A 24,552-nucleotide genomic window follows, 5' to 3' on the forward strand; every position below is an offset into this window, starting at 1 on the left:
GTATTGGATGCACATCTTAGGTACTTTGTTGATTGGCTTCCTGGTGGGTCTCGTGGCGCGCTTCTTCATGCCGGGCAATCAAAAACTCGGGATCATCTTCACAACTATATTAGGTATCATCGGTGCTGTTGTTGGTACTTACATCGGCCAATTTTTTGGTTGGTATACAGAGGGCGAGCCCGCAGGTTTCATCGCTTCTGTTTTCGGTGCGATGATTGTCTTGTTTCTGGCACAGATTTTTTCGAAGAAATAAAGGCTGAGACTTTTTTTAATTAAAGCATCTCTCACTACTCAAATCGGAAGATCCTTCTTCTTTGAGTTTATATTGCAAAAAAATGCTTTTTTTGATCAATATCAGGTCAATTCGACACGGTCACTCCTAACATAATAACTTAGCTGACCGATAGAGTATCCATGAGCACTCCTGGAACGTCTTTGTCGACTCTATTTTTATCACTGTCCGTACTACTTTGTGGATGCGATCTTAAATTATTCATCTCATCTGACATCATCAATGCTCCGTCCATTCAGGGTGCCGCGCTTATCAATACCTCCTCCACGGCAAATCAGTATGCCGTCTTCGGAAGTTGCGACACAAATTATCCCGTTATTATTCGACTACCAGATGGATCCACTCAAACAGAGTCTTGCATCGGCAATCAATACTCTGCCATTTTAGACACCACAAATTGGCCGGAAGGCACTGTCGAGTTTGATGTTCAGCAGTCAAATTCCTCAGGTACCATCTACAAAACCACTCAATCCGTTGAGAAGGACACAATCGCCCCCGCCGTAACTGTGACAACAAATGTTCCATCTCCCTACGTGAATGCCGCGGCAGCGACTCACGTTAATATAGCAGGTACTTGCAGCGAAGAAGGTTCTATTGTTTCCATTTCGTTAAATTCGAATTCATGGACCACCTCGACTTGCACTTCCGGTGTATTCTCTGAAACTCTGGATCTATCATCTGCGCCTGAAGGATCCTTGGCGCTTTCAGCTAAACAAGTAGACACCGCAAACAACGAAACCGTGGTCGCGTTTACGACGACAACCAAGGACACTACGGCTCCGTCTGGAAGTATTGCGATTTCAGGTCTGACTCCCAGCCCTTCTGCCGTGATCAACAACCGCACACTGAACTTCACACTACCAACAGATGCCTCTCACTTTAAGGTTTTTGCAGTTAAAGACGAGCTTTGTATTACTCGCATAGCGGACCTGTTGGCATCCACTGAGCTTAACGCTGGCTCTTCCTATACTTTGAATATTTCCTCGGATGGAGCTTACCAGGTCTGTGCGGTATCCCGAGATCTTGCCGGGAACTATCAATCAATACCAACTTCTTCTAGTCTTCTGACAATTGATACGGCATCGAACTTGAGTTTAAACACGCCTATGTTCAATCGCTATCAATCAGGTTATACACTGTCTGGAACCTGTGATGCCGGCGATACCCTCATTATCACCGGGGATGACTCTAGTCTTCCCTATTCGATGCTTTGTCCCATGTCTGGCACCTTTAGCAAGGCTGTCACATTCAGCGGTGCCGACGGCGCTAAAACTTTCACTGTGAATTCAGAAGATGCTTTGGGAAATACGAACACAGCGTCCCAATCTAGAATTAAAGACACGACAATTGCCGTACCCACGATCACAGCAAACCATACGCCAGACTCAAATCCTTCAGCAAGCTTCAGCCTCTCAAACTGCACTGATGCCACTTATGTTTTCATCACAGAAAACGGGACAATTCCAACTCTCGCCAGTCCAGGTTGGGTCGCCTGCTCCACTGCTGCCAATAACTATATTTGGGACTTAACTTCCGGAGCAGATGGTCTGCGCACAGTAAAGTTTTTCTTTCGCGATGAGGCTGGTAACATCAGCGCCGCCAGCAGTATGAATCTGAATTACGATTCTCAAGCTCCGGGAATTCAGATTTCCACAGTTCCAGCAACGATTCCTTCGGGCATCGCTTATGCTTTTTCCTGGAAAATCACTGAGGCTGCAATTGATTCCACAGATCTGGTCACGGTGAAGTGGTTTAACGGTTCAACCTGGTCCACAATCAGTTCACCGGCTGTCGGCCAAAGCGGACCTTTGACTGAATATCTTATGTCCCTTAGCTATTCCCCTGTCACTGTGGGTGCGGGACAAAAAATCTCTGTAACAGTCACGGACAATAGTGGACTGACAACAACGGTCGAATCAAATACATTTGTAGTTGTAAACGATACGACACCGCCAACTATCACTGCACCTTCATTTAAAGTGAATGGCAGCGTAACTCCACCGGCAACAATCAAGAATGTTTTAGACATTTCTTTTTCTTCGCAGGATGCCGAAACTGCGACCACGCATTTCTGTTTGAAAACCACGAATTCAGCGCCGACCAACAGTTCAGATTCCTGCTGGATCTCTCTGGAAGATATCGGCATTACTCCAGCGAATAGCATCTCAGTGACTGATTACAAGTACGTCCTGCTTCCACCAGTTGCTGGCACTTACAGTATTTACCTTTGGGTCATGGACCGAAAACAGAATATCTCTGTGCAAACAGCGACTCCTGTTGCAGGTAAAGATTTTGTTTCTATTGTTTACAATCCCAACGCGATTCCGCAGGTTTCCTATGTCCTGGCGGCCAATACCAGCGCGCCTTTTTCTCCTCCCAAAAACTCTGAATTAATTGTTCACTCCGGGGAAGAGGTTTTTGTCTATTGGAAAGCTACCGATAATAACACTGTCTCTTCCATCGATCTTCAGGCATCAACAGATGGAATCAACTTTACATCCATTCGCACCGGCCTTAACAACGGTGTTAATGGAAGCTGCTCGGTCTCGGCCGACTTCACAGGATGCGTTCGCTGGACCAGCACTTTTGCAGATGGCACAGTGTTTTACATTAAGGTCCTGGCAAAAGATAACGACGGTCAGATTGGTGTGGGTCTAAGCACACCGTTCAATGCCAATCAGTTCCGAATCATTGCTGGCAACCTGAACTCCGGTGACGGTGGTGATGCGCGAGGCGCTTTGTTTTCTCCAACTTACTATTCTTCTGCGATGTCTTACGGAATGGCTGTGATGTCAGATGGTCAGATTTTGGTCAGTGACAATCGCGGATTGGTTTTGGTTGATCCACTGGCAGGTCAAACCGAAGTTCTTCTTGGTCTGACCAATACGGGTACCTACTCTGGTGATGGAGGACCTGTTCGCCAGGCCAAAGCCGTAAAGATTCTTAAAGTCGCAGTCGACTTTAAGGATAACATCTGGATTCAGGACCACCAGAAAATCCGTCGTATCAATACTCACGTCACACCTTGGATTATTGAATCCATCATTGGAGGCACCAACGACAATACTATCGGAACACTGAATAACGATATCATCTTGGATCCTCGCGATCTGAAGATTGATACCATCTACAACACCGATAATGGCCGTCCACTGATTCCAACTCCGAACGGAGATCTATACTTCTCTGTCGACAAGGACGCCGCTTCGATTCTTGTCTATCGTGGCAGTCTAAGCACTCCGCGGCTTGAACGAATCAAACCCACCGGCACAGGAACCTGGCAGAACTATAACAGCATCACCAGCACATGGTCAGACACGACGATTGCCACTGAAAACCGACCGATCATGGCCTATATGCCACAGTGGAATTTAAGCCGTATAACCACTTACCTGAATATTTTTTGGGCTGAGGGCGTTACCGGAAATACTAATATTCGCGTTTCCAAAACAAACTTGGATGGATCACTGATTGCGCCGTACTATACGCAGCCCTACACCAATACAACCAACGCTCCCAGACTGGTTCCTTCGCTGGATGGCGAGACTTACGTTTACAACAAAACAAATTACACGCTTTTTACTTTGGACGTGAAAAAACTGAACAAAGCGGATGGTTCATGGACGCGGGTTTTGGGCGCGGATACTGTTGGCATCAGCGCTGACGGCTCTGCAGCTATAGGATCTCCGGTGCGCATGGAGTCTGCGTTTATCAATCGCACTGGCGACATCTATTTCATCGAGGCTGGTAAAATTCGCGTCGTTAAAAAAGACAACGGCAAGATCTATACTATTTATGGAATTTCCAAAGATCAGGGCGATGGTGATTTGGCTTTGAAATCCCGCTTCGGTTCTATTCAGGATATTGCCCACGGTCCTGGGACCAATGTCATTATTCAGGATATTGACGCCATGAAAATCCGCGAAGTTTCTGTGGGCTTAAATTATAACTCCATGATTCATTTGGGAGGCAATGGTTCTTTAGCAGATGCTGCCAACGGTGCTTCTGCTCTGACTACAGGTTTAAAAATGGGAGTTCAAAACAACAATCAACAAATGTTGGTGACGGATCCAGAAACTGGCGATGTTTTCCGCAATTGCAACGGTTTGGTGATTTGTCGTCTTGAGCACAGCACCAAAACCTGGACCCATCTTATGAATACCACTGGTGGTACGACTTGGATGACCACCACGACGCCTGCGAATTATTCGACATTGAGTATTGGTTATACACCCATGATTCTTCAATTTGCGAAAGACAGCGGTAATAACAAAAAATTGATGATCGCGGCACAAACCTGGAATGGATCAAACTACAACTCTGGTGCAAAAGTTGTTAATATCGCCACCACTTTGGCCACGAACATTTATGGAGGCGGCTTGCTGTCCCCAAATGCCCATCCCAATCTTTGTCCTACAGGCACACTTTCCGAAGAATGCGTCTCGCATCGCTACCCGACTTTCTACATGCAGGCGACTTCGCAGTACATCGCCTCCGAAGACTCCTGGATTGTTCCTATCTTTGACGTCGGCTACTGGCCCGCAGGCGTGGATACGCCTGTTGGTTCATATCTGCGAAAAGTTAAAATCGGCGCTGGCATTGAAGATGTCACCACTTTACCGGGTGAAATCGTCACCAGCTTTTTGAAAGTGAACAACAGAATTTACTTCTGCAATAACTTGGGCCGCTTTAAATACCAGGAGATGACCGGCGCTTATCCGATCTATGATGTTCAACTTCCGCCTGGTATCTTCTGCACTGGAAGATCCATGATTTACAAAGCCGCCGACTCGAATTGGGCCGAGCGAGTTATATTCCCCATTAATGGCAATGGCGCCATGGGTGTCATGGAGTATCAGTTGTAATTGGTGTTTTTAGCGATTCTTCCAGGCAATAGAGTGGAAGGATTGGGCCTTGGTGTCTTGTTCCCCAGTGATCGCCTGAGCGGCTGTCAGAAGAACGTTGACGCCTGTTAAGATGATAGTCACGTAAACCACTGTTTTTTTAAGTTTGGCGATTTTGTTTTGCATATGGATATACCAATGCAATCTTGGGGCCTATCTCATTACGAGAAACGGTGCAGAACCGATATCGGTTCTGCACTGTGTTCCAAAAAGGGAACTGTTACTTAAATAAAAAAAGGGAACTCGTTTTGAGCTCCCTTTTTGAATTTTGGAAAAAGTAAGTCCGTACCTTTAGAGATTTCTACGGTATTGGCCGCCTACCTCATACAAAGCTGTTGTCATTTGGTATAGGCTGCAGAATCTTGCGGCATTCATGAGTGCTGCGAAGATATTGCCGCCGTTTAGGACGGTTTCTTTAAGTTTTGCCAAGGCGGCGTCGCCTTGAGCTTTGTGGTCCTCTTGGTACTTGTGAACGTTGTCGAGCTGCTGATTTTTCTCGTCATAAGATGCACGGGCTAGTTCGATTTTTGGTGGAACGTAGTCTGCTGCCATTGTCTTAGGATCGATAAACGTATTCACACCGATGATTGGCAATGTGCCATCATGCTTCAGGCGCTCATAATACAACGACTCTTCCTGGATCTTAGAGCGTTGGTATTGAGTTTCCATAGCACCCAGTACACCACCGCGTTCATTGATCTTTTTGAATTCGTTCAAGACGGCTTCTTCAACCAGGTCTGTCAGCTCGTCCATGAAGTAGGAACCCTGCATTGGGTTTTCATTCATAGTCATACCGAACTCACGGTTGATGATCATTTGAATCGCCATCGCACGACGAACGGATTCTTCGGTCGGGGTCGTGATCGCTTCATCGTAAGCATTCGTATGCAAGCTGTTGCAGTTATCGTAGATCGCAAGCAAAGCCTGCAAAGTCGTACGGATATCATTGAAATCAATTTCTTGAGCATGCAATGAACGTCCAGAGGTCTGGATGTGGTACTTCAATTTTTGGGAGCGGTCGTTGGCCTTATACAAGTCACGCATCGCCACAGCCCAGATACGACGAGCCACACGGCCCAAAACTGAATATTCAGGATCCAGACCGTTCGAGAAGAAGAACGATAAGTTCGGAGCGAAGTCGTCTACTTTCAGCCCACGGGACAAATAGTACTCAACAAACGTGAAGCCATTTGAAAGCGTAAATGCCAATTGGGAGATCGGATTCGCGCCGGCTTCTGCAATGTGGTAGCCCGAAATAGATACAGAATAGAAATTGCGGATTTTTTGTTTAACAAAGTATTCCGCAATATCACCCATCATCTTCAAAGCGAAGTTGATCGAGAAGATACAAGTGTTTTGACCTTGGTCTTCTTTCAGGATGTCGGCTTGCACTGTTCCGCGCACTTGTTGCAAAGTCCAGATCGCAAGATCTGTCCATTCCTGTTCAGTCAGCTTGCGACCCAGTTCTTTTTCTTTCTTTTCAACCTGCTGATCAATCGCTGTATTGAAATAGAATGCCAGGATCATCGGAGCCGGACCATTGATAGTCATCGATACCGAAGTATTTGGATTGATCAAATCAAAGCCTGCAAAAAGCTTCTTCATATCGTTCAAAGTACAGATACTAACACCCGACTCCCCGACTTTACCGAAGATGTCTGGACGCTGATCAGGATCTTGACCGTACAAAGTCACAGAGTCAAAAGCCGTGGAAAGACGATGAGCCGTTTCGCCCTTGGTTAGATAATGGAAACGACGGTTCGTTCTTTCTGGCGTGCCTTCACCCGCGAACATACGCTTAGGATCTTCATCAGCACGTTTCAGCGGGAACACCCCACCCGTGAATGGGAATTCACCAGGTACGTTTTCAAGTTTCAAATAACGGAATCTATCGCCCCAGTCCTTCATTTTAGGAACTACAACTTTTCTAATCTTAGTTCCGCTTAAAGACTCACGAGTCAGTCTTTGACGAATCTCTTTGTCACGAACCTGGAATACCAGTTCGTCACCAGAATACCGCTCGATCAATTGGTCAAAGTTTTTCAAAGACTCAAGTTCTTCCGCTGTAAATTCAGCTTCCAATTGAGTTTGAACTTTTTGAACAGTTTCCGCAGGTGTGTTCAACATTGGAGCCAGTTTTTGCAAGCTGCCCAGTTTGGAAGCTTCTTCCGCCAACACCTCGGTGCGTTTTTTATATTTATGAATCGTATTTACGATCTCGGCCAGATAGTTCTGACGATCTGGAGAGATGATTCCGTGTTCTTCGGCAGAAAGAATATTCGCCTTGTACTTGGCATCCACGACCCAACGGCCCGGTTGCTTCTCTTCCAGGACATCAGTGATTCTGAAGAACAACTTATTCACGCCGCCATCATTGAACTGGGAAGCCTGAGTCAGGAATACAGGAACCTGAACTTTATCATCAAAGATTTTGCGAGAGCGCTTATACTGTTTGGATACGTCACGAAGAGCATCCAAAGCACCACGACGATCGGCTTTATTCACGGCAATCAAATCCGCGAAGTCGATCATGTCGATTTTTTCGAGCTGTGATTGGGCACCGAAATCAGAAGTCATCACGTACATGGACATGTCGGAGACTTCAGTGATGGCCATGTTGCCCTGACCGATACCGGAGGTTTCGGCGATAATAAAATCGAAATCCAATTGACGAACGAATTTCAAAATCTCTGGCAAGCTGGATGCGATCTCACGACCCGAACCACGCGAAGCCACAGAACGCATGAACACCTTTGTACGAGACAAAGAATTCATACGAATACGGTCACCCAACAATGAACCACCGGTTTTACGTTTCGATGGATCCACGCAGACTACTGCGATTTTTTTATCAGGGTAGGCGTTCAGATAACGCTGAACCAATTCATCAATCAAAGATGACTTACCGGCACCACCAGTACCTGTGATACCCAGAACCAGCGGAGCTTGTTTCGCTTTGAAGTTTTCAAGACCATAAGAAGCCAGGGAAACATCTTTGTTACCGTTTTCAATAGCGGTTAAAGCAACACCCAGCTCTACTGATGGAACTGTGTCACCTGGAAAGATGTTCTTCTTGGTTTTAAATTCTTTTTGTTTTTCCAAAAGATCGAAGTCGCAACCTTTAACGATCATTTCGATCATGCCTTCCAAACCTAAACGACGACCGTCATCTGGATGGAAGATCTGCGAAATGCCGTAGGCTTCAAGTTCTTTCTTTTCGTCGTAGACGATTACTCCGCCGCCACCGCCGTAGATTTGCACGTAGCCTGCGCCGGCTTCGTTCAGAAGATCACGCATGTATTTGAAGTATTCCATGTGCCCGCCCTGATAAGAGCTGATGCACACGCCTTGCGCGCCTTCCTGAAGTACGGCTTTAACCACATCGCTCACAGAACGGTTGTGACCTAAGTGGATCACTTCCGCGCCCATATCCTGCAGGATACGTCTCATGATGTTGATGCTGGCGTCGTGGCCGTCAAACAATGCTGCGGCCGTGACAATTCTAACTGGATGCTTTGGAGTATATGCCATTATTGACCTTTAAAAGCTGCTTTACGTTTTTCGATGAAGGCACCAGTGCCTTCTTTTACGTCTTCGGTATTGAAAAGTTCAGCGAAGATTCGTGCTTCATTTTTCTGAGCTTCTTCAACATCCATATCCCAACCTTGATTGATAGAGCGTTTTGCCATACCTACCGCGATTGGAGCTTTGGTAACGATTGATTCAACTGTTTTCATAACTGTCGCCATCAACTCCGCTTGTGGAACGACTTTGTTCACAAGACCGAATGCCAAAGCTTCAGCCGCAGTGATCATGCCACCTGTGTAAGTCAATTCACGGGCTTTACGAGCACCGATGGCGCGAGCCATGCGAACTGTACCGCCGAATCCTGGGATCAATCCAAGGCTTACTTCAGGCAAACCGAATTTTGCGTTTTCAGAAGCGTAGATGAAATCACAACCCAATGCCAGCTCACAGCCGCCACCCAGTGCAAAACCGTTCACCGCTGCGATGACCGGGATTTTCAACAAAGTCAGTTCATGGAATACAGACTGGCCACGTTGCGCGAAGATCATGCCTTTTTCTTCATCCAATGCATTGATCTCTTTGATGTCAGCACCTGCGACGAAAGCTTTTTCGCCAGAACCAGTGATAACCAGGGCACGAGCATCAACGTATGGCATTTCGCCGATTTGACGAAGAGCCTCTCCCATTTCCTCAAGGACTGTGGAGTTCAAAGCATTCAAAGCTTCTGGACGGTTGATGGTAAGAAGCCACACGCCATTCGCTTTTTGTTCAAGTAGAAGTGTTTTATAATTAAAACCTGCCATAATTTTTAAACCTTACTTTTGAGAGTAGTCGTAGAAACCACGACCTGATTTACGACCCAACCAACCTGCTTCAACGTATTTCACAAGAAGTGGGCACGGACGGTATTTGGAATCACCTAGACCATCATGAAGCACGTTCATGATTGCAAGGCACGTATCCAAACCGATGAAGTCTGCCAAAGTCAAAGGACCCATTGGTTGATTCGTTCCAAGTTTCATTGCAGAGTCGATGCTTTCCACAGAAGCGATGCCTTCGTGCAAAGTGTAAACAGCTTCGTTGATCATTGGCATAAGGATGCGGTTTACGATGAAACCTGGCATGTCTTTTACCGACTCGACGAATACTTTATCCATTTTTTCAGACAATGCTTTTACAGCTTTAAAGGTCTCATCTGAAGTTTGCAAACCACGGATACCTTCAACCAATTTCATCAAAGGCACTGGATTCATGAAATGCATACCAGCAACTTTGTCTGGACGTTTTGTCGCAGCTGCAATTTTAGTGATAGAAATTGAAGACGTGTTAGAAACCAGCAAAGCGCCCGGTTTAACTGTAGCGTCCAGGTCTTTGAAGATTTTAAGCTTAAGATCAATATTTTCTGTCGCCGCCTCGATCACGATATCGCAATCTTTAAGGCCGGCAGTTTCCTGAGTTGTTTTGATACGACCAAGCAATGCGGCTTTATCCGCTTCAGTCATTGTCGCTTTTTTGATAAGACGATCACAGCTGCCTGCGATAGTCGCCATACCTTTTTCAAGAGATGCGCCGCTTACGTCCATCATGACGACGTTGAAACCAAAGTTTGCTGCCACTTGAGCAATCCCGTTCCCCATTTGTCCTGCGCCAACAATTCCGATCAATTTGATATCCATATACCACTCCGTGTTAAAATCATGCTAAATAAAGCAATTACTCCTACCGGACTTTAGGTCTGTGGTCAAAAGTTCTGGTCTTGAGAGCGGCGTACCGAGAACCGCACAATAGATGAATGCATTCGATAATTTTGGTCGTTCTTCCTATTTTATTAGCATTCCCGTCAGCCCATGCGGCTTTAGCGACCGATGCGAGTGCAGCCATCTCGTTTTACCGTACAAAAGAAAGCTCTTTTGCCTCTGGCCAGGCGAGTCGAACTTTACTGGAAAGTCGCCTGCTAACTACGCAAGTTGAAAGCACCTACCGCGCCCGCTGGGATCGCAAAGAGTACGAATTGGAATCCAATCAAATTCTGCGCGACATCCAGGTGGCAAAGCTGGTTGATACCAATTCCTCCTGCCAACTCCTGGCACTAAACCGTAATGACTCCGGAACCATTAAAATCCTGAATGCGGGAGCCTCGGTTGAAGTTTTGGAAACTGACGGTTATTGGGCCAAGGTGAAAACCTATCGCGATCAAGTGGTCGGATGGTTACCACTAAGTATGCTAAAAAATCGCCATGACGATTCTGGAGTCTTCGTCAATGTCATCGATACACACCTGCGCAGTGAACCTTCCAGTCTTGCTAAAGTTATCACCACTATTCCCCGTCTGAAACGCGTCGAAGCTTTGGATTTTAGCAGAGGCTTCATGAAGATCTCCTACAACGGAATGACTGGATACGTGGACATCAACCACTTCACTTCGCGCGCGGATTTTGCCAGCCTGGCCTTCGTCGATAACAAATGGATTCCGGTGACACACAGAAATGGTGAATTCGTCATCGACACTCACCTACGCAAAGTCCCCATTAAAAAAATATTGGGATACGTCACCAGCTCTACTCGTGGAGTCGTCACCCGTGCCACAGCCAACGGACCCCAACTGCTTTCCCGCGTGGAAATAATTAAACCCGAAGCCAACATCTGGGCTTTAAGCAAAGTGGATGGCCATGGCGACGTCTGGTGGAAACGCAATTCTACTTCTGTGGAGACATCATCTGTGGCTAACAAAAACACCATTTCCACAGACGAGCTCATGAAGCGCGAAATTTACTCCATCGCCTTTGAAAACAAAAGCTCCGTGCGCGGAATCGTGTCGGCAGAAGGTGTTTATACGACCGAAGACGGACTCACCTGGAAACCCATTCCCCAATTCGGCAAACAGAACTATCCGGTATTTATTCACCCGCAAGGTTACTGGTTTGTCGGCGCTTTTAAGAGCACAAACCAAGGACAAAGCTTTGAACCCTTTGTGCGCTGGGAGCAAGTGGCCGATGCCATTCAGGCTTCGCTTCACAAAAATCCCAAACTACTGCGCCTGACACAAATTGAAGCTGTATCAAACTCACAAATCATCATCAACGTTGACACTGGGACGTCCAAAATCAAACTCAGTACCAACCTCACGAACTCTTCAAACTGGTCCGTTGTTCGTAAGTAGCTAAACACAAGCAACGGAGTGTTAAAATTTATTTTTTTTAGATTCAGCTTCCTTTGCCTAAAAAGTAATCCATACTAAAGGCATGAAGAATTCTCTGTTTTCTTTATTGATGTTGGCCGCATCGGCTTGCGCCCCTGCGCTTTCGCTAGCTGCTCCCACCATTACCTTTGGAGTCAACTCTGATTACGCCATGCCTTTGGTGAAAATTGCCTATGCCAACGAGCGACCGGCACTGGATGAAGGCATTCTGAAAGACCTAGGCGAAGCCCTTAGCAAAGAAATGAGCGTTCAGCCGAAGTGGTTTTTGGTTCCCAAAAACCGTGTGGCCCCCAGCCTGTCTACCGGAAAAGTCGATATCCTTTGCCACTTGAACGAAGTGTGGCAGCCTAAAATTGTCGACGATGTCTGGTGGAGCTCACCTCTTTACAAAAGTTCCAACGTGCTGGTTTTTCTTAAACAGCGTAACGTGTCCTCGGTCAAAGACATTCAAGGCGAAACGGTAGGAACCGTTTTAAATTTCATCTACACTTCGCTGGATTCACAATTCAAAGACGGTTCCCTGAATCGCGAAGATGGACCGAATAATGTGGCCAACATCCAAAAGCTTTTAAAAGGCCGTCTTCAGTATATTGTGATGTCCAATCTGGAATACGCTTATTATAAGAACATCTATTCCTCAATGAACTCTGCCGAGCTGGATATGGATGTGGTCATGACCAAGTGTGCAGTTTCCAAGAAATCCAATTTAAAAATCGAAGATGTGAACAAGGCTGTTGCAGCCATCCATCGCAATGGAAAACTGAATTCCATATTGCGTTCTTACTATATCAAAAACGCCATGTAAAAAATAGTCGCCCATTTTTAATATGCACAGAATACATGTTTAGTTATTAATTATACAATAGCCTGATGCCGGAGTCAGAGGTAAACCCCTTTCATCAAAACAATCTGATGAAGGAAAAACCATGCGACACTTTATTTTGGCTATGACACTGATTATCTCTCAAACCACTCTGGCGAAAGCCGACTTTTCAAAATCCCTGGAGCTTTGTGCTATGCAATGGTCTGAAGACCCAGACTCTTATGAAAAAGCTTTTTCTGAATCCACAATCTATGTGAATAAGGCCACATCAATTACTGCTCAGGAACTGAAAATGGTGAACAGCCACCTGTTGGAGCAAGAATATGTTTCTGCTCCCCTAAACTCTTTGGCTGAAGTTCAGGCCCTATTCACAACCGGCGAGCAACAATACAACGATCTATACCTGATCACTATGACTTCCAAATCGACTGGACAAGTATTCTCTTATGTTAAAAGCTACCCAGGCGACAATCCATATGGCTTGGTTTTCAACCCAGCTACGGGTGAATTGCTTGCGTACAACCAGGACGACAACATTACTTTGGTAAAAGGTTCTGAAACCTTCGCTTGCCCTTGGCAGTAAGCACCCCAAGGTAACAGTTCCCTTTTTGTACTGCCATGCAGTACAAAAAGGGAACTGTTACCTCTGGTGGCATTCTGCTAGGCACGGATCTTGGAATGCCCCCATACGGAAATACTGATTTTTGGTTAATGGTGTCTATATGACACCTGAAACGTTAGGGGCCGTATATGAAGATGTCTAAATTGAATACACAGCAGAGAACTATTTCAATTCTTCTGATTTCACTTCTGGTTTTAGGTGGTTGCAGCCCCTCTCAGCCTGATTCCCCGATTTTTAAATCCGACCTTCTGGATGGGCTTTACAGCACTCGCAGCACCATCGCTGAGCCATCCATCTTTATCGTAAAGCTTTCCGTTCCGGCCTTGCTTGAAACTGCGGAACTTAAAGACGGCAAACCACAGATCAAAGCTGTTCAAGTGGAAGACATCAAAAACGAGCAGGAACAAACCATCGAGGAACTTAAAAAGATCTCCTCTGATATTCGCATCCTGATTCGCTACCGCCTGGTTTTGAATGGCCTGGTGGTTTGGGCGCCGGCTGATGCTTTGGAGAAAATCAAAAAAGTTCCAAATGTTATCATGGCGCAAAAATCAGAGCAGTTCTCCCGTCCTTTGGAAGAAGATAACGAATTCAATGAGACCGGCATGGTCGGCGAAAAGACTTCAGTGAAGTTCATTGGCAGCGAAGCGGCTTACGCCCAAAATATTCGCGGTCAGGGTATGCGTATTGCCGTGATTGATACAGGCATCGATTACACTCATAAAATGCTGGGTGGACCGGGAACTCCGGAAGCCTACAAGGCCATCAATCCATCTGCGGAATCTTCCGCATTCCCGAATCGCAAGGTTGTGGGCGGTATTGACCTGGCTGGTTCAGACTTCCAACCCGGCGCTGACGATCCTAAAAAGCGCATCCCTGTTCCTGACGTGAACCCATTAGATGAAGCTACCCACGGAACTCACGTTGCCGGAAGTGTTGCTGGTATCGGTGATGGCGTAAACACCTATGACGGTGTGGCTCCTGATGCGGACCTCTATGCCATTAAAGTTTTCGGTAAATCCGGCGGCACCAGCGATGAAGTTGTCATCGCTGCCCTGGAATACTCGGCGGACCCGACGGGGGATCTTACATTCGCAAAACAAATGGATGTCGTGAATCTTTCACTGGGATCCAACTATGGCAGTCCTCACGTAATGTATGGTCATGCCGTTAAGAATCTGGTTCGCGGCGGTACTGTCGTTGTCGCCTCTGCCGGAAATTCTGGCGATGCACCTTATATTGTTGGCGCACCATCCATTGCGGATGATGCGATTTCTGTCGGCTCCAGCATTGACGATTCAGCCCACAACATTTCTTTCCCGGCAGCTGAATTTTCCGGCACTAATCAGGAAAAACTGGTTTTGGAATTTGCAGAATCAAAAACGGCATCACCTTTAGATAAAATGCCAGAGGCCCAGGGCGAATTGATTTATGTAGGTCTGGCAGACAAAGACTTTGACAGCGTAACTGCAGCTCAGCTTGAGGGCAAATTTGCATTGATCGATCGCGGAGCGGTTTCATTCGCAGACAAAATCAAACGCGCTCAGGATGCTGGTGCCTTGGGTGTGCTGATCGCGAACAATGCCCCTGGCGAAAGCGCTGGCATGTCAGGTGTTGATGCCTTCACAATTCCAGCTGTTATGATCACCCAGGATGCGGGTACTCAGGTAAAAGCCTTGCTTCTAAAAGACACTGTCTTGGTGAACCTGAAATCCAAATCCCGAATTGAAAAACCTTGGTTGGCAGATACGATCTCTCCTTTCTCTTCGCGCGGTCCCCGTTCTGAAGATGGCTTGATCAAACCCGAGATAACCGGTCCGGGCACAAATATTATCTCGGCCGCTCGTGGTACTGGCGACAAGGGTGCTTTGATGTCAGGTACTTCCATGTCGGGTCCACACATTGCGGGTGTCATGGGCCTACTGAAACAAAAGTTCCCTGCTCTTTCACCATTGGAGTTGAAATCAGTTCTATTGGGTCACGGCAAAGTCATCGCTGATGCAGAAAAGAAAACTTATTCTGTTGCTCGCCAGGGTGCGGGTCGTGCCCAGGTCGCTGAAAGTCTGAATGCCCAAGTGGTAACAACTCCGGCGACTTTGTCCTTTGGATTGACAGACATTGAAAAGAACAAAGTCCTTTCCACGAAAGTGACTTTTAAAAATATCTCTTCCAAGGCTGTCATTCTGAACCCGCAGTGGACCGGTAATGCGTCTTTGCAGGTGGTTGTACCTCCGGTGACTTTGGAACCAGGACAATCAAAGACAGTTGATATTGAAGCATACGTCAACGCTTCCACAATGAAGTCGTCAAATGAAGAATTGGACGGTTTCTTGAAATTCACACAAGGTGAAGAACTGATCCTGCAAATGCCGGCTTTGGTTGTTGCCCGTCAGATTTCAAGAATTAAAGCGACTTCCCTGGAAGTCCTGGCAACTTCTGCAGATGATTCTGCGGGCAGCGTTGCTAAACTAAAAATTGAAAACAACTCTGTGAACCGCGGCGATGCGTACTTGTTTACTCTACTGGGTCAAGACGGACGTAAAGCAGAAAAGAAATCAGACTTGGTTCACAATAAAAACTGTGACCTCCAGTCTGCCGGTTACCGCGTCATCACTGATGCCAGCGGCAAACGCCTGCTGCAAGTGGCATTGAAACTATATGAAGGCATGACGACATGGCATCGCTGCGAAGTGAATGTTCAGATTGATTCCAATGGCGACGGTTTGGCGGATCAAGAGCTTGCTGGCCTTGTGGGTGGTTCATTGCCAGGTCTTGTAACAGAAAAGTTTTACAGTATGTTATTGGATGGAAACCAAGCCCGCGAGCTGCGTAAATCCTATGATGAAGCGATTGCCCAAGGCAAATCTTACGATGAAAACTACGTACCGGCCCTTTTGGGAATGTTGCCAATGACAACGTTTGATAACTCGACGTTGGCGATCATCTCCGCCGATGCATCAGTTCTGGCGACCTCCAGCACGGGTGAGCTGAATATTAAAGTCTCCACAACTCATAACGACAATTATGCCCTGGAGTATGACGACTATCTGGCAAATGAGAAAACGTGGTCCAAGATTTCTTTGAATGATTTGGGTCAGGCTTATGCAGACATCCCAGAGGTGATTGCATTGGCAGGGAACTCCAGCACGACAGCGACCTTGAAGAAAGGTTACAGCGCTGCGGAACTGGTGATTTACTCACCACAGAATAAATCGGTTCGAGATCCCTTGGCCGAAGATTCCCAGTCACAGATAATTTCCCCTGAATATAAGAATTAAACATTAAAAAAGCGGGTTCATGACCCGCTTTTTTAATTCTAAAATTTGTTTCAAAATCCCCTATTGGGTTTTGGTCTGTTTTGACTTTGCCGGCATCTGGCTAGTGATGTCTTGAGTCTTGTCGCCTGGAATGGTCTTTTTCACCGCACGCAGGAACGGCGACTCTGACACCTCCCACACAGTCACCTGTTCAGGTTGAGCTGCTTTTTGGGGACTGGTCGCGCATGCAGCAAGGGAGTTTAGAGCTATGACGGCTGTAAGTATTTTGAATGCTTGTCTCATCTTTGTACTCCTAACGGTCTTCTAGAATGATACCACCTTTTCGGATTGCAAAGACCTTACCATAAGGATTTAGTGTTAATTTGGACCTGAATACGAACCGATGTCTATTTGGAAGGCACCTGTCCAAGGACTTACTTAGGTTCACCAAGCACTGTCTTGCGTGTTTTGCGAGTCAAATTCGCAAGCGACGCATACAGAAGTTCCGGAGAAAGCGGTTTGGTTAGATAGTCATTGCAGCCCACACTCAGGCAACGCTCACGGTCCTCTTTCATCGCATGGGCGGTTAAAGCCACAATCGCACCATTGTAACTTTGTTCACGCAGCACCCGCGTGGCAGTATACCCATCCATGCGTGGCATCTGCATATCCATCAGAATCACATCATACTTTTTATCAGCAGCCATGGCGACAGCTTCGGCACCATCCAGCGCCGAATCACACTCCACACCTTTTTTCTTAAGGTAGTGAATTATCAAAACCTGGTTGTCTTCTGAATCATCAGTGACCAGAACTTTTAAGCCGCGTAAATCAACGTCCCCGGCTTCGATCTTACTGGCTTGCGACGCCTGCGAGGCTAGTACCTTGGCATAACCGCGCAAAGGAATGGCCAAGCGGAATACAGAGCCTTCACCCGGCACACTTTTTACCAACACCACATCCCCACCCAGGGAGTGTGCGAGTTTTCTGGACAAGACCAATCCCAATCCCGTGCCTTCATACTGGCGCGTGCTGGAAGCATCCACCTGGAAGAAGTTTTGAAACAGGTGATCCTGTTGATCTGCGGGGATTCCTATGCCTGTATCGCTGACATCAAAAACCAAATCGTTTTCGACCAAGTTCACCGAAATTTGAACAGAGCCACCATCAGTAAACTTAAGGGCATTGTTAATCAGGTTTACCAGAATCTGTTTCAGACGATTGCGATCCGTCTGCACTTCCCGGTCTTTTAATGACGGCAGTATTTTGAAGCTAAGGCTGACATTGGATTTTACGGCCTTGACCTGCATCATGCTTCGCAGCTCTTCCACAAACGGTTCAAGAGGCACTGCCCCCAGCTCCACATCAATGTGACCGGATTCCACTTTGGTGATATCCAGAATATCATTGATCAATCGCGACAGATTGTGCCCCGTGCTTTCCATGACTTCCAGATACTTAAGTTTTTCCACGGTGCTAACCTGCGGATCTTTTAAAATATCGGTCATTCCTAGTATGATTCCCAGTGGAGTGCGAATCTCGTGACTCATGTTTGCCAAGAATAATGTCTTTACCTGATTTGCATTTTCTGCAAGCAAGCGCTGGGAGATATTCGAATCCAGATCGCGGCTCATTTTGTTAATCGACTCGGCCAGTTGCCCCAGTTCATCCTGAGAATGCACCGGCACTGTGATACCTAAATTACCCTGACCGATTTCCTTGGTGGCATGATTAAGCTCAAGCAAACTGCGATTCAAACCTTTGGCAAAACTGAAGGTCAAATAAAGACCAGTGCCTTCGATGGTAATCACCGCCAAAACCAGGAGTAGCATCAAAAGATGTTCCAGCCAGCGTGAGCCTTCACCTAGAACATTCGAGAACTCAGTTTCATAAGCAGTTAGTTCGACATTCAGCTGATTGATTTCAGCAAGAATTCTTTTTACTTCCTCCTGATCCACCTGGGGCCGGGAAAAAATCACGCGCAATTGTTCCGATTTTGAAATCAGAATATCCAGCATATCATCTGCCGCAGTCCACGCTATAACGGCGCGCTGAATAAAGCTGACATTTCCCCAAGTTTTTAAGATGCGAATGACTCCAGGAATATCATCCGGATGAACTCCACCTTGAATGAAGCCCGAAAAAACAACGGCATAATCGGGATTTTCTTTTTCCAATTCCTGACGGGCCTTGCGATCCCCTAAAGGAATCTGCATGTACTCATGAAAATCATCATAGTAGTGCTGTTCTTTGGTGAAGATATAAGAGGTCAAACTGTGGATGGCATTCTTCTGCGCTTTAGACCACATCCCTTCGCCGCCGACGAAGGCACGAACCGAGGATAGCGTCGACAACGCAAAAACCAATGTCCCCAGCTCGATGGCCACTAACAAAGCCATGCCGCCGACAACTGCGTACAGTTTTTTTACTACAGATAAGTTTTTCCAGAAATTAAACACGTTCCATTTTTCCCAGGGCCTTCTTGTAACGAATGTTCGACCCACAACTCAAGCATAAATCATAGAGTGTTTGCTACCTTGCTGATTCGCAATGCCCGCGCGGCTTTCGGGTGAATCTTTTATAATGCTGCCCGGCACTGGTCTTTTCCGTGAAAATGACTTCTATCGGCTTTCACAAAACCGGACTGTACGACACACAAATGCGGGCGAGATGATCAGGGCAAATATTCAAGGAGGAAGTCCATGAAAAAACTCATTCTGTTCGGTTTTGCGTTAATGTCCTTCAGTTTTGCTCATGCAGAAAAAAGTCTGCTGGAAACTGTGATGCAGGATAGAAATTCAAGCCCGGCAAAAATGGATACAACAAATGAAGCCCGACGCGCTCGCCAAGCCAGCGCTGCAGAATACATCCGGGAGCGCTCCGAACCGACAGAGCGTATCTACATTGAAGAACGCGTGATAGAGCCACGCCAGCGCGAACCAGGCTATCGCTATCCAACGGACTCTCAATAAGAACCTGGGGGCTTTACAGACGCATACAACGCTTCTGAAAGCCCTCCGTTTCCCTTTGCGTCCATAAGCTTGCAATTGGGGCAATCCATCGCTAGAAAACTCTTATGGCAAAGGAACCCCTAGAACTTAAGTGGATTGAGAATCTGCTGCCTGAAGAAGGCTATCGCCGAAAATCCATGTTCGGTGGCTTTGCCTATTATTTGGACGAGAAAATCGTTCTGATCACTTTTGAAGCCGGAAATAAAACCAATTGGAACGGCTGTATGTTTCCGGTGGAGCATCAAAATCAGGCGAAGGCGCTGGATCAGTTTCCCATCTTAACTCCCCATCCAATTCTGCCGAAATGGCTTTACTTACCCATCGAAACCGAAGGTTTTGAGGAATGGGTTTCTGATATTTTGAGAGTCGCTTTACGTCCCAACAGTCACTGGGGAAGTTTTCCTAAAGAGAAAAAAAGCGCGGGAGCTTCTGGTAAAAGCAAAGCCAAAAAAGTCGCGATGGATATTCCCAAGAATATGGACACCCGTCGCCCGCGCATGTTCTCGGATGAGGACCCCAAAGAAATGCTGCAAAAGGCCAAAAAGCTCACCGATTTGAAAAATATCGGTCCGACCCTGGAGGGATTGCTGCGGGACGCCGGAATCAAAACACCGCAGCAAATGCAGAAACTGGGCTGGCAGAAAACCATGGTGAAGCTGGTGAAGGTGCATCCTAAAACCAACCACTCGATGTATGCCTATACAATCATCACTGCCTTGGAAAACAAGGACTTCGGAGGAATGTCGGAATCCCAAAAAACGGAAGTCCGTGCCTATATGAAAACCTTGCGGGATCGCCTGAAATCCTGATCTGTTTTAATCTTGACTCATTTTCACAAACCGGAGCATAGTCGTTGCGTCATCACAGTTTTAAAGTGAAAGGTGAGTTTATGAAATCTGTATTTATCGCTTCATTGATCGCATTGTCTGCAACTGCTGCTCAAGCCGCTACTTTGGATGTACACTGCACATCTGGCGACGCTGTTGTTACAGCTGAACTTAACATCGATGGTAAAGCTATCACTGGCAACATCAACGCTGACGGTTCTGGCATCGAAGACTTCAAAGCCACTGCAACTGGCAACTACATTTTCTACCCAGCTGGTTCTTACTACAAATTTGACGACCTAGAAGTGATCGAGTTCTGGGGTGTTTCTGGTAAAGATTCTGTTGGCTACAAATCAGTTAAAGGTGAGCAAGGTGCTTTCACTCAAACTCTTGTTATCAACAAACAAGCTGTTCAAGGCACTTGCGTAATCACTAAAAACTAATTTTTTAGTTTCGTGATTTAAAAATAAAAAAGGCACTGACTTAATAAGTCCGTGCCTTTTTTAATTCGGTAACAGTTACCTTTTTGTACTGCGCTGCTTACTTATTGCGGTTGATTCATTGGCGGAGGTTCCGTTGGAGTCAAATCAACAGAGAAAGCAAATTGGCGAGTTCTTTGGTCTGCTTTGAGGTTTCGTTGACGGCCTCGATGCATGAGGATTTTTCCGCTTGGCCCTTGGTTTCAATCGTTAGATAGCTTCGCGAACAGGTATGGGTTTTATAGGATGGCAAGCGATTCACTTTGCCCGCCTGGCTGATTAGAAATTTGTAGTTCTTAGGGGATAGCTTACCCTGACCTGTGCGTTCGCCATTCGTGCCGTAGTAAAATGCACCAGATTTATCTGACCAGACTTTAAACTGCGATACCTTTTGGGAATGTACTACCTTTAGGCTGAAGCCTTCTGCTGGAACTCTCCAGATCTCAAGCAGAGAGCATTTTAAATTTCCTGGTTCAGACAGGACTTTGCAAAGAAGGTAACGGAGTCTTTGGCATTGGCGATGCGCACTTGCATTTACCGAACGAGTCCCCGCTCGTGGTTAAACATCATACGAACTGGCGAATGAAATCCATTCAGAAAATGGATAATCGTGAAAATGTAGAGTTGTTCTTCACCGCCCCCATGTCGATTTCAGAAAAAGATTTCGCAGTGATTCGCGAGAAGCTCACCGCTTCTATCAAAGAAATCGTCGGTGTCGCGAAAGACTCCCCCGCCGAAGAAGTCGTGTGCCTCAACATCGACTTCTTCAAAACGAATTTCTAGGTAACAGTTACCTTTTTGTATCGCTATGCAGAACCGACGTCGGTTCTGCATGGCGGCAGATTGCTATTGGCAATTGTGTTGTTCGCTGTTCAATAATGGCGCGCTTGTGTGAAGCGATAAAAGATGATTTTATTTGTGGCGAGATGGAGATCTAAAATGAGCTCTGAACAAAACACACAGGAAGATTCACCCGCACAAAGCAAGACCTTAACGGTTCTTGGTCTTACCTTCGTGCTTCCCGTCCTCATCACTCTGATCGCAGTTTGGATTCTAATTTAGTCCGCTTATTTCGAGTCAGGGAAATAAGGCAACATCAGCTTGCGAACGTACTCCTGCAGCTGCGGGCGTTGTTCGATAGTGTAGCCGCTGGTATCCACTGGAGGCAGTACTTCCAGAGTGATAGTTCTGGTCCACACTCCCCAATTCGGCAGGAAGCTTCCTTTCGGCATAATCTCTGCGGCGCCTTTTACGATCACTGGAACGATCGGTGCTTTCGCGTTGATCGCTAGAATAAATGGACCGGATTTAAATGGTCCCAAAGTTTCCGTGTGCTGGCGCGTGCCTTCTGGTGCTAAAGCGAATCTTTCACCGTTGGCGATGCGTTTTTCTGCTTCCTTGTAAACTTTGAAAACTTCTTCGCGGCGATGACGAGCGATAGGCAAAATCCCTGCGCGCTTCATGCCCCAACCGAATACGGGAATTTTGAAAAGTTCGATCTTTGCACCAAAACGGAAGCTCCCCAAATAACCAGACATCGCGAAAATATCAAAGAAGCTGGTGTGATTGAAAACAAACAGGTATCCACCCTTGGCTTCCTTATGGAAACCCTTCACGACTACTTTCACCCCGAACATCCAGCAACATCCGCGGGTCCAGAAGTAAACGATCTGATCTTCCAACCAGCGGTTTGGATAAATGAACGTTACCAGCACCATCAGTGCAGAACAAAAAACGGTGTGAATTGGCAACAGTATAGAAGCCAAAAGAGTGCGTGGATAAGAAAGCAACTTTAGAAACATGTTTTAACTCTCAGGGAATAGACGTTTACGAGCTGCCACACGCTGGCGTTCTTTGTAGGCTTCGTGCTCTGACGGGCCGGAAAGAACCTTTTGGTGAGCAGCCTGATCCATAATCTGAACTTCGAACGGATAAAAGAAGCTGAATGCCTCTTTACTGCCCTGAGGTTTGATGTGAATCATTTTGCGGGAAATAAATTTAATAAATCGATAATCAGAACCAGAGAAAAAGTTTTCCTTACGGAAAAGCTTGGCGCTGTCGCCCAACTCTTCAAGCTTCTGATCAAAAGCCGCTTGAATGTTTTTCTCATCCATCACATCCAGACGCTGGGCCATCTCATCACAGACCTGCATGAAGGTTTCAACCGGATACAGGTTGTTGGAACTTTGATCCGGCATGATGTGCGGAAAGCTGATCACGTTTTCACGCACCAGAAAACGCACGACCTGGAAGGTATCAAACAGATTGCGCGTAATGAAGCGCACACCCAGTTTATCGAAGATCTTCATAGCCAGAGCATCGGGCTTGGCCAAAAGCTTAATGACCGTGCTGGAAGATGTTTTAAACGGCTTAACCTCAAACCCCAACAACTCCAAGGATTCGGGATTTTCACCCGTGCCCTTTAGAAATGTGCGATGAGTGGTGCCGTCGTGAAAAATAGCATCTTGAAAAGGCGTCAGAATTTGGGATTGGATCTCTTCAGAGAAAGTACTGAACAGATCATTTTCCGCATGAACGAAGACATGGATGCCTCGCAAGATCGCGCAGGCCCAGCGCTGCATCACTGCTTGATCCGGATCATTGGAGCTTGCGTATATCAACAGCTGACGGATGTCCCCTAACTTTTTAGGATCCAGGAAGAGCTCAGGAATTTCTGTATCATTAAAGCCCAACTTTTCGACCATCAATACCAGGGCGCGACGATGATAGTACCAAAGTTTTTCTACGTCTGATTGTTGATTGATGTCGAAACCATAACTTAAAAGGAACGCAGAAGCCGCGTCCAAGGAATGAATGCTAAGTTTGGGGATATCGATTGCGGAGCCACCGCCGACAACAGAACCAAGAATAGAAGAATCGAATAAGAATCGTTGAGGCATTGCCTCTATCTTAGATGGGATAGAGGCTCAGGCAAGACGCGGCGCCTTAGTTAAAGAGGCCACAAGCTGGAACCCAGAATGACCCCATTACTTGTTGCTGCAAAGAGCTGCCGTCGACTGAAGAGTAGTTTTTGAAGTAAACTGTCCCCATCGCGTTGTTATTATCATAGGAACCATCAAATCCGATCCAACCGTATTGGTCTTCGAAAGTGACTGTGAACTTACGAGTTTGCTTATTTAATACACCGTTATATGCCGATGTGAATTGTACTTCGTATGGTGGAATTTCTTTGCCCGTGGATTGATCAATAGTGCCTACCAAAGAGTCTCTGATCTGAACCAGTACTTTTGAATTAGCTTTATCAATTGTTCCGTTGGCATCAAAGCGAAGATTCATTGTTAAGAACACACCGTTTGCAAGCTTACCAGAAGCATCGATATTACCGAAGGCTGAACCCGGAAGATTCGTGGATACGAAGATCTTAACCGCTGTTTCAAAGCCTGTTGGGTTGCTTGGGTAGTAGATGCGACCGATGGAGGATGCACCCGTAGAGCAAGTTGAGCTTGTCGTGATTTCACCACCACGTTTTGCAGTTCGGATGGCTGAATCGCCTTTCTTCGCACAGGCAGAAAGACCCATGGCCAAAGCCATCACCAATCCCAGCGTAAGTTTAGAAAGAATAGACGTTTTCATAAATGCCTCCTATCCA

At 46.4% G+C, this 24,552-nt stretch carries 20 protein-coding genes; 11 read left to right on the top strand and 9 right to left on the bottom strand.

Features of this window, described 5'->3' with window-relative positions:
• Positions 1–7 precede the first annotated feature (7 nt).
• Positions 8–253, top strand: coding sequence for a GlsB/YeaQ/YmgE family stress response membrane protein (locus ACLVWU_RS10255; protein WP_413574600.1), 246 nt, complete (start codon positions 8–10; stop codon positions 251–253).
• Between the two features lie 161 nt (positions 254–414).
• Complete coding sequence (locus ACLVWU_RS10260; protein ID WP_413574601.1) at positions 415–5,157, top strand: hypothetical protein; 4,743 nt, start codon at positions 415–417, stop codon at positions 5,155–5,157.
• Positions 5,158–5,166: 9 nt separating this feature from the next.
• Here ACLVWU_RS10260 and ACLVWU_RS10265 read toward each other — a convergent pair whose 3' ends face one another.
• From ACLVWU_RS10265 to ACLVWU_RS10280, 4 genes are all read right to left on the bottom strand, one after another.
• On the bottom strand, positions 5,167–5,322 hold the full coding sequence (locus tag ACLVWU_RS10265; RefSeq protein WP_413574602.1) for a hypothetical protein: 156 nt from the start codon (positions 5,320–5,322) through the stop codon (positions 5,167–5,169).
• A 165-nt stretch (positions 5,323–5,487) separates the two neighbouring features.
• On the bottom strand, positions 5,488–8,727 hold the full coding sequence (gene icmF, locus ACLVWU_RS10270; protein ID WP_413574603.1) for a fused isobutyryl-CoA mutase/GTPase IcmF: 3,240 nt from the start codon (positions 8,725–8,727) through the stop codon (positions 5,488–5,490).
• Complete coding sequence (locus ACLVWU_RS10275) at positions 8,727–9,527, bottom strand: enoyl-CoA hydratase/isomerase family protein (RefSeq protein ID WP_413574604.1); 801 nt, start codon at positions 9,525–9,527, stop codon at positions 8,727–8,729. Before ACLVWU_RS10275 ends, icmF begins: the two co-directional genes overlap by 1 nt.
• Positions 9,528–9,539: 12 nt before the next feature.
• The gene (locus ACLVWU_RS10280) at positions 9,540–10,400 is read right to left on the bottom strand and encodes a 3-hydroxybutyryl-CoA dehydrogenase (RefSeq protein WP_413574605.1); all 861 of its coding nucleotides are present in this window, start codon (positions 10,398–10,400) and stop codon (positions 9,540–9,542) included.
• Positions 10,401–10,516: 116 nt separating this feature from the next.
• On the opposite strand from ACLVWU_RS10280, the gene ACLVWU_RS10285 reads away from it, so the two are divergent.
• The 4 genes from ACLVWU_RS10285 to ACLVWU_RS10300 all read left to right on the top strand — a co-directional run bounded on the left by ACLVWU_RS10285 (position 10,517) and on the right by ACLVWU_RS10300 (position 16,646).
• On the top strand, positions 10,517–11,884 hold the full coding sequence (locus ACLVWU_RS10285; RefSeq protein WP_413574606.1) for an SH3 domain-containing protein: 1,368 nt from the start codon (positions 10,517–10,519) through the stop codon (positions 11,882–11,884).
• 82 nt (positions 11,885–11,966) lie between these two features.
• Complete coding sequence (locus tag ACLVWU_RS10290; RefSeq protein WP_413574607.1) at positions 11,967–12,728, top strand: substrate-binding periplasmic protein; 762 nt, start codon at positions 11,967–11,969, stop codon at positions 12,726–12,728.
• 121 nt (positions 12,729–12,849) lie between these two features.
• A complete protein-coding gene (locus ACLVWU_RS10295; RefSeq protein WP_413574608.1) occupies positions 12,850–13,329 on the top strand; it encodes a hypothetical protein in 480 nt (159 codons plus the stop codon).
• Between the two features lie 167 nt (positions 13,330–13,496).
• Positions 13,497–16,646 carry a S8 family serine peptidase gene (locus ACLVWU_RS10300; RefSeq protein WP_413574609.1) on the top strand — a complete coding sequence of 1,050 codons (3,150 nt, stop codon included), beginning with the start codon at positions 13,497–13,499 and terminating at the stop codon, positions 16,644–16,646.
• Positions 16,647–16,706: 60 nt separating this feature from the next.
• Here ACLVWU_RS10300 and ACLVWU_RS10305 read toward each other — a convergent pair whose 3' ends face one another.
• Both ACLVWU_RS10305 and ACLVWU_RS10310 read right to left on the bottom strand, forming a co-directional pair.
• Positions 16,707–16,928 carry a hypothetical protein gene (locus ACLVWU_RS10305; protein ID WP_413574610.1) on the bottom strand — a complete coding sequence of 74 codons (222 nt, stop codon included), beginning with the start codon at positions 16,926–16,928 and terminating at the stop codon, positions 16,707–16,709.
• Between the two features lie 131 nt (positions 16,929–17,059).
• A complete protein-coding gene (locus ACLVWU_RS10310; RefSeq protein ID WP_413574611.1) occupies positions 17,060–19,084 on the bottom strand; it encodes an ATP-binding protein in 2,025 nt (674 codons plus the stop codon).
• Positions 19,085–19,327: 243 nt separating this feature from the next.
• On the opposite strand from ACLVWU_RS10310, the gene ACLVWU_RS10315 reads away from it, so the two are divergent.
• From ACLVWU_RS10315 to ACLVWU_RS10335, 5 genes are all read left to right on the top strand, one after another.
• Positions 19,328–19,597: a hypothetical protein gene (locus ACLVWU_RS10315; protein ID WP_413574612.1), complete on the top strand. Its 270-nt coding sequence runs from the start codon at positions 19,328–19,330 to the stop codon at positions 19,595–19,597.
• Positions 19,598–19,701: 104 nt separating this feature from the next.
• Complete coding sequence (locus tag ACLVWU_RS10320) at positions 19,702–20,445, top strand: TfoX/Sxy family DNA transformation protein (RefSeq protein ID WP_413574613.1); 744 nt, start codon at positions 19,702–19,704, stop codon at positions 20,443–20,445.
• A gap of 80 nt (positions 20,446–20,525) precedes the next feature.
• The gene (locus ACLVWU_RS10325) at positions 20,526–20,906 is read left to right on the top strand and encodes a hypothetical protein (protein ID WP_413574614.1); all 381 of its coding nucleotides are present in this window, start codon (positions 20,526–20,528) and stop codon (positions 20,904–20,906) included.
• A gap of 462 nt (positions 20,907–21,368) precedes the next feature.
• Positions 21,369–21,725 carry a DUF4423 domain-containing protein gene (locus ACLVWU_RS10330; protein ID WP_413578788.1) on the top strand — a complete coding sequence of 119 codons (357 nt, stop codon included), beginning with the start codon at positions 21,369–21,371 and terminating at the stop codon, positions 21,723–21,725.
• Positions 21,726–21,881: 156 nt separating this feature from the next.
• Positions 21,882–22,004 carry a hypothetical protein gene (locus tag ACLVWU_RS10335; RefSeq protein ID WP_413574615.1) on the top strand — a complete coding sequence of 41 codons (123 nt, stop codon included), beginning with the start codon at positions 21,882–21,884 and terminating at the stop codon, positions 22,002–22,004.
• Positions 22,005–22,009: 5 nt separating this feature from the next.
• Here the strand turns inward: ACLVWU_RS10335 and ACLVWU_RS10340 are convergent, their stop codons facing one another.
• The 3 genes from ACLVWU_RS10340 to ACLVWU_RS10350 are packed head-to-tail and all read right to left on the bottom strand — an operon-like array spanning position 22,010 to position 24,536.
• Positions 22,010–22,744, bottom strand: coding sequence for a lysophospholipid acyltransferase family protein (locus ACLVWU_RS10340; protein ID WP_413574616.1), 735 nt, complete (start codon positions 22,742–22,744; stop codon positions 22,010–22,012).
• Between the two features lie 3 nt (positions 22,745–22,747).
• On the bottom strand, positions 22,748–23,842 hold the full coding sequence (locus ACLVWU_RS10345) for a TIGR04552 family protein (protein ID WP_413574617.1): 1,095 nt from the start codon (positions 23,840–23,842) through the stop codon (positions 22,748–22,750).
• Positions 23,843–23,888: 46 nt separating this feature from the next.
• On the bottom strand, positions 23,889–24,536 hold the full coding sequence (locus tag ACLVWU_RS10350; protein ID WP_413574618.1) for a hypothetical protein: 648 nt from the start codon (positions 24,534–24,536) through the stop codon (positions 23,889–23,891).
• Positions 24,537–24,552: the final 16 nt, after the last annotated feature.

Source organism: Bdellovibrio sp. HCB290 (assembly GCF_047305925.1).
Taxonomy (GTDB): Bacteria; Bdellovibrionota; Bdellovibrionia; order Bdellovibrionales; family Bdellovibrionaceae; genus Bdellovibrio.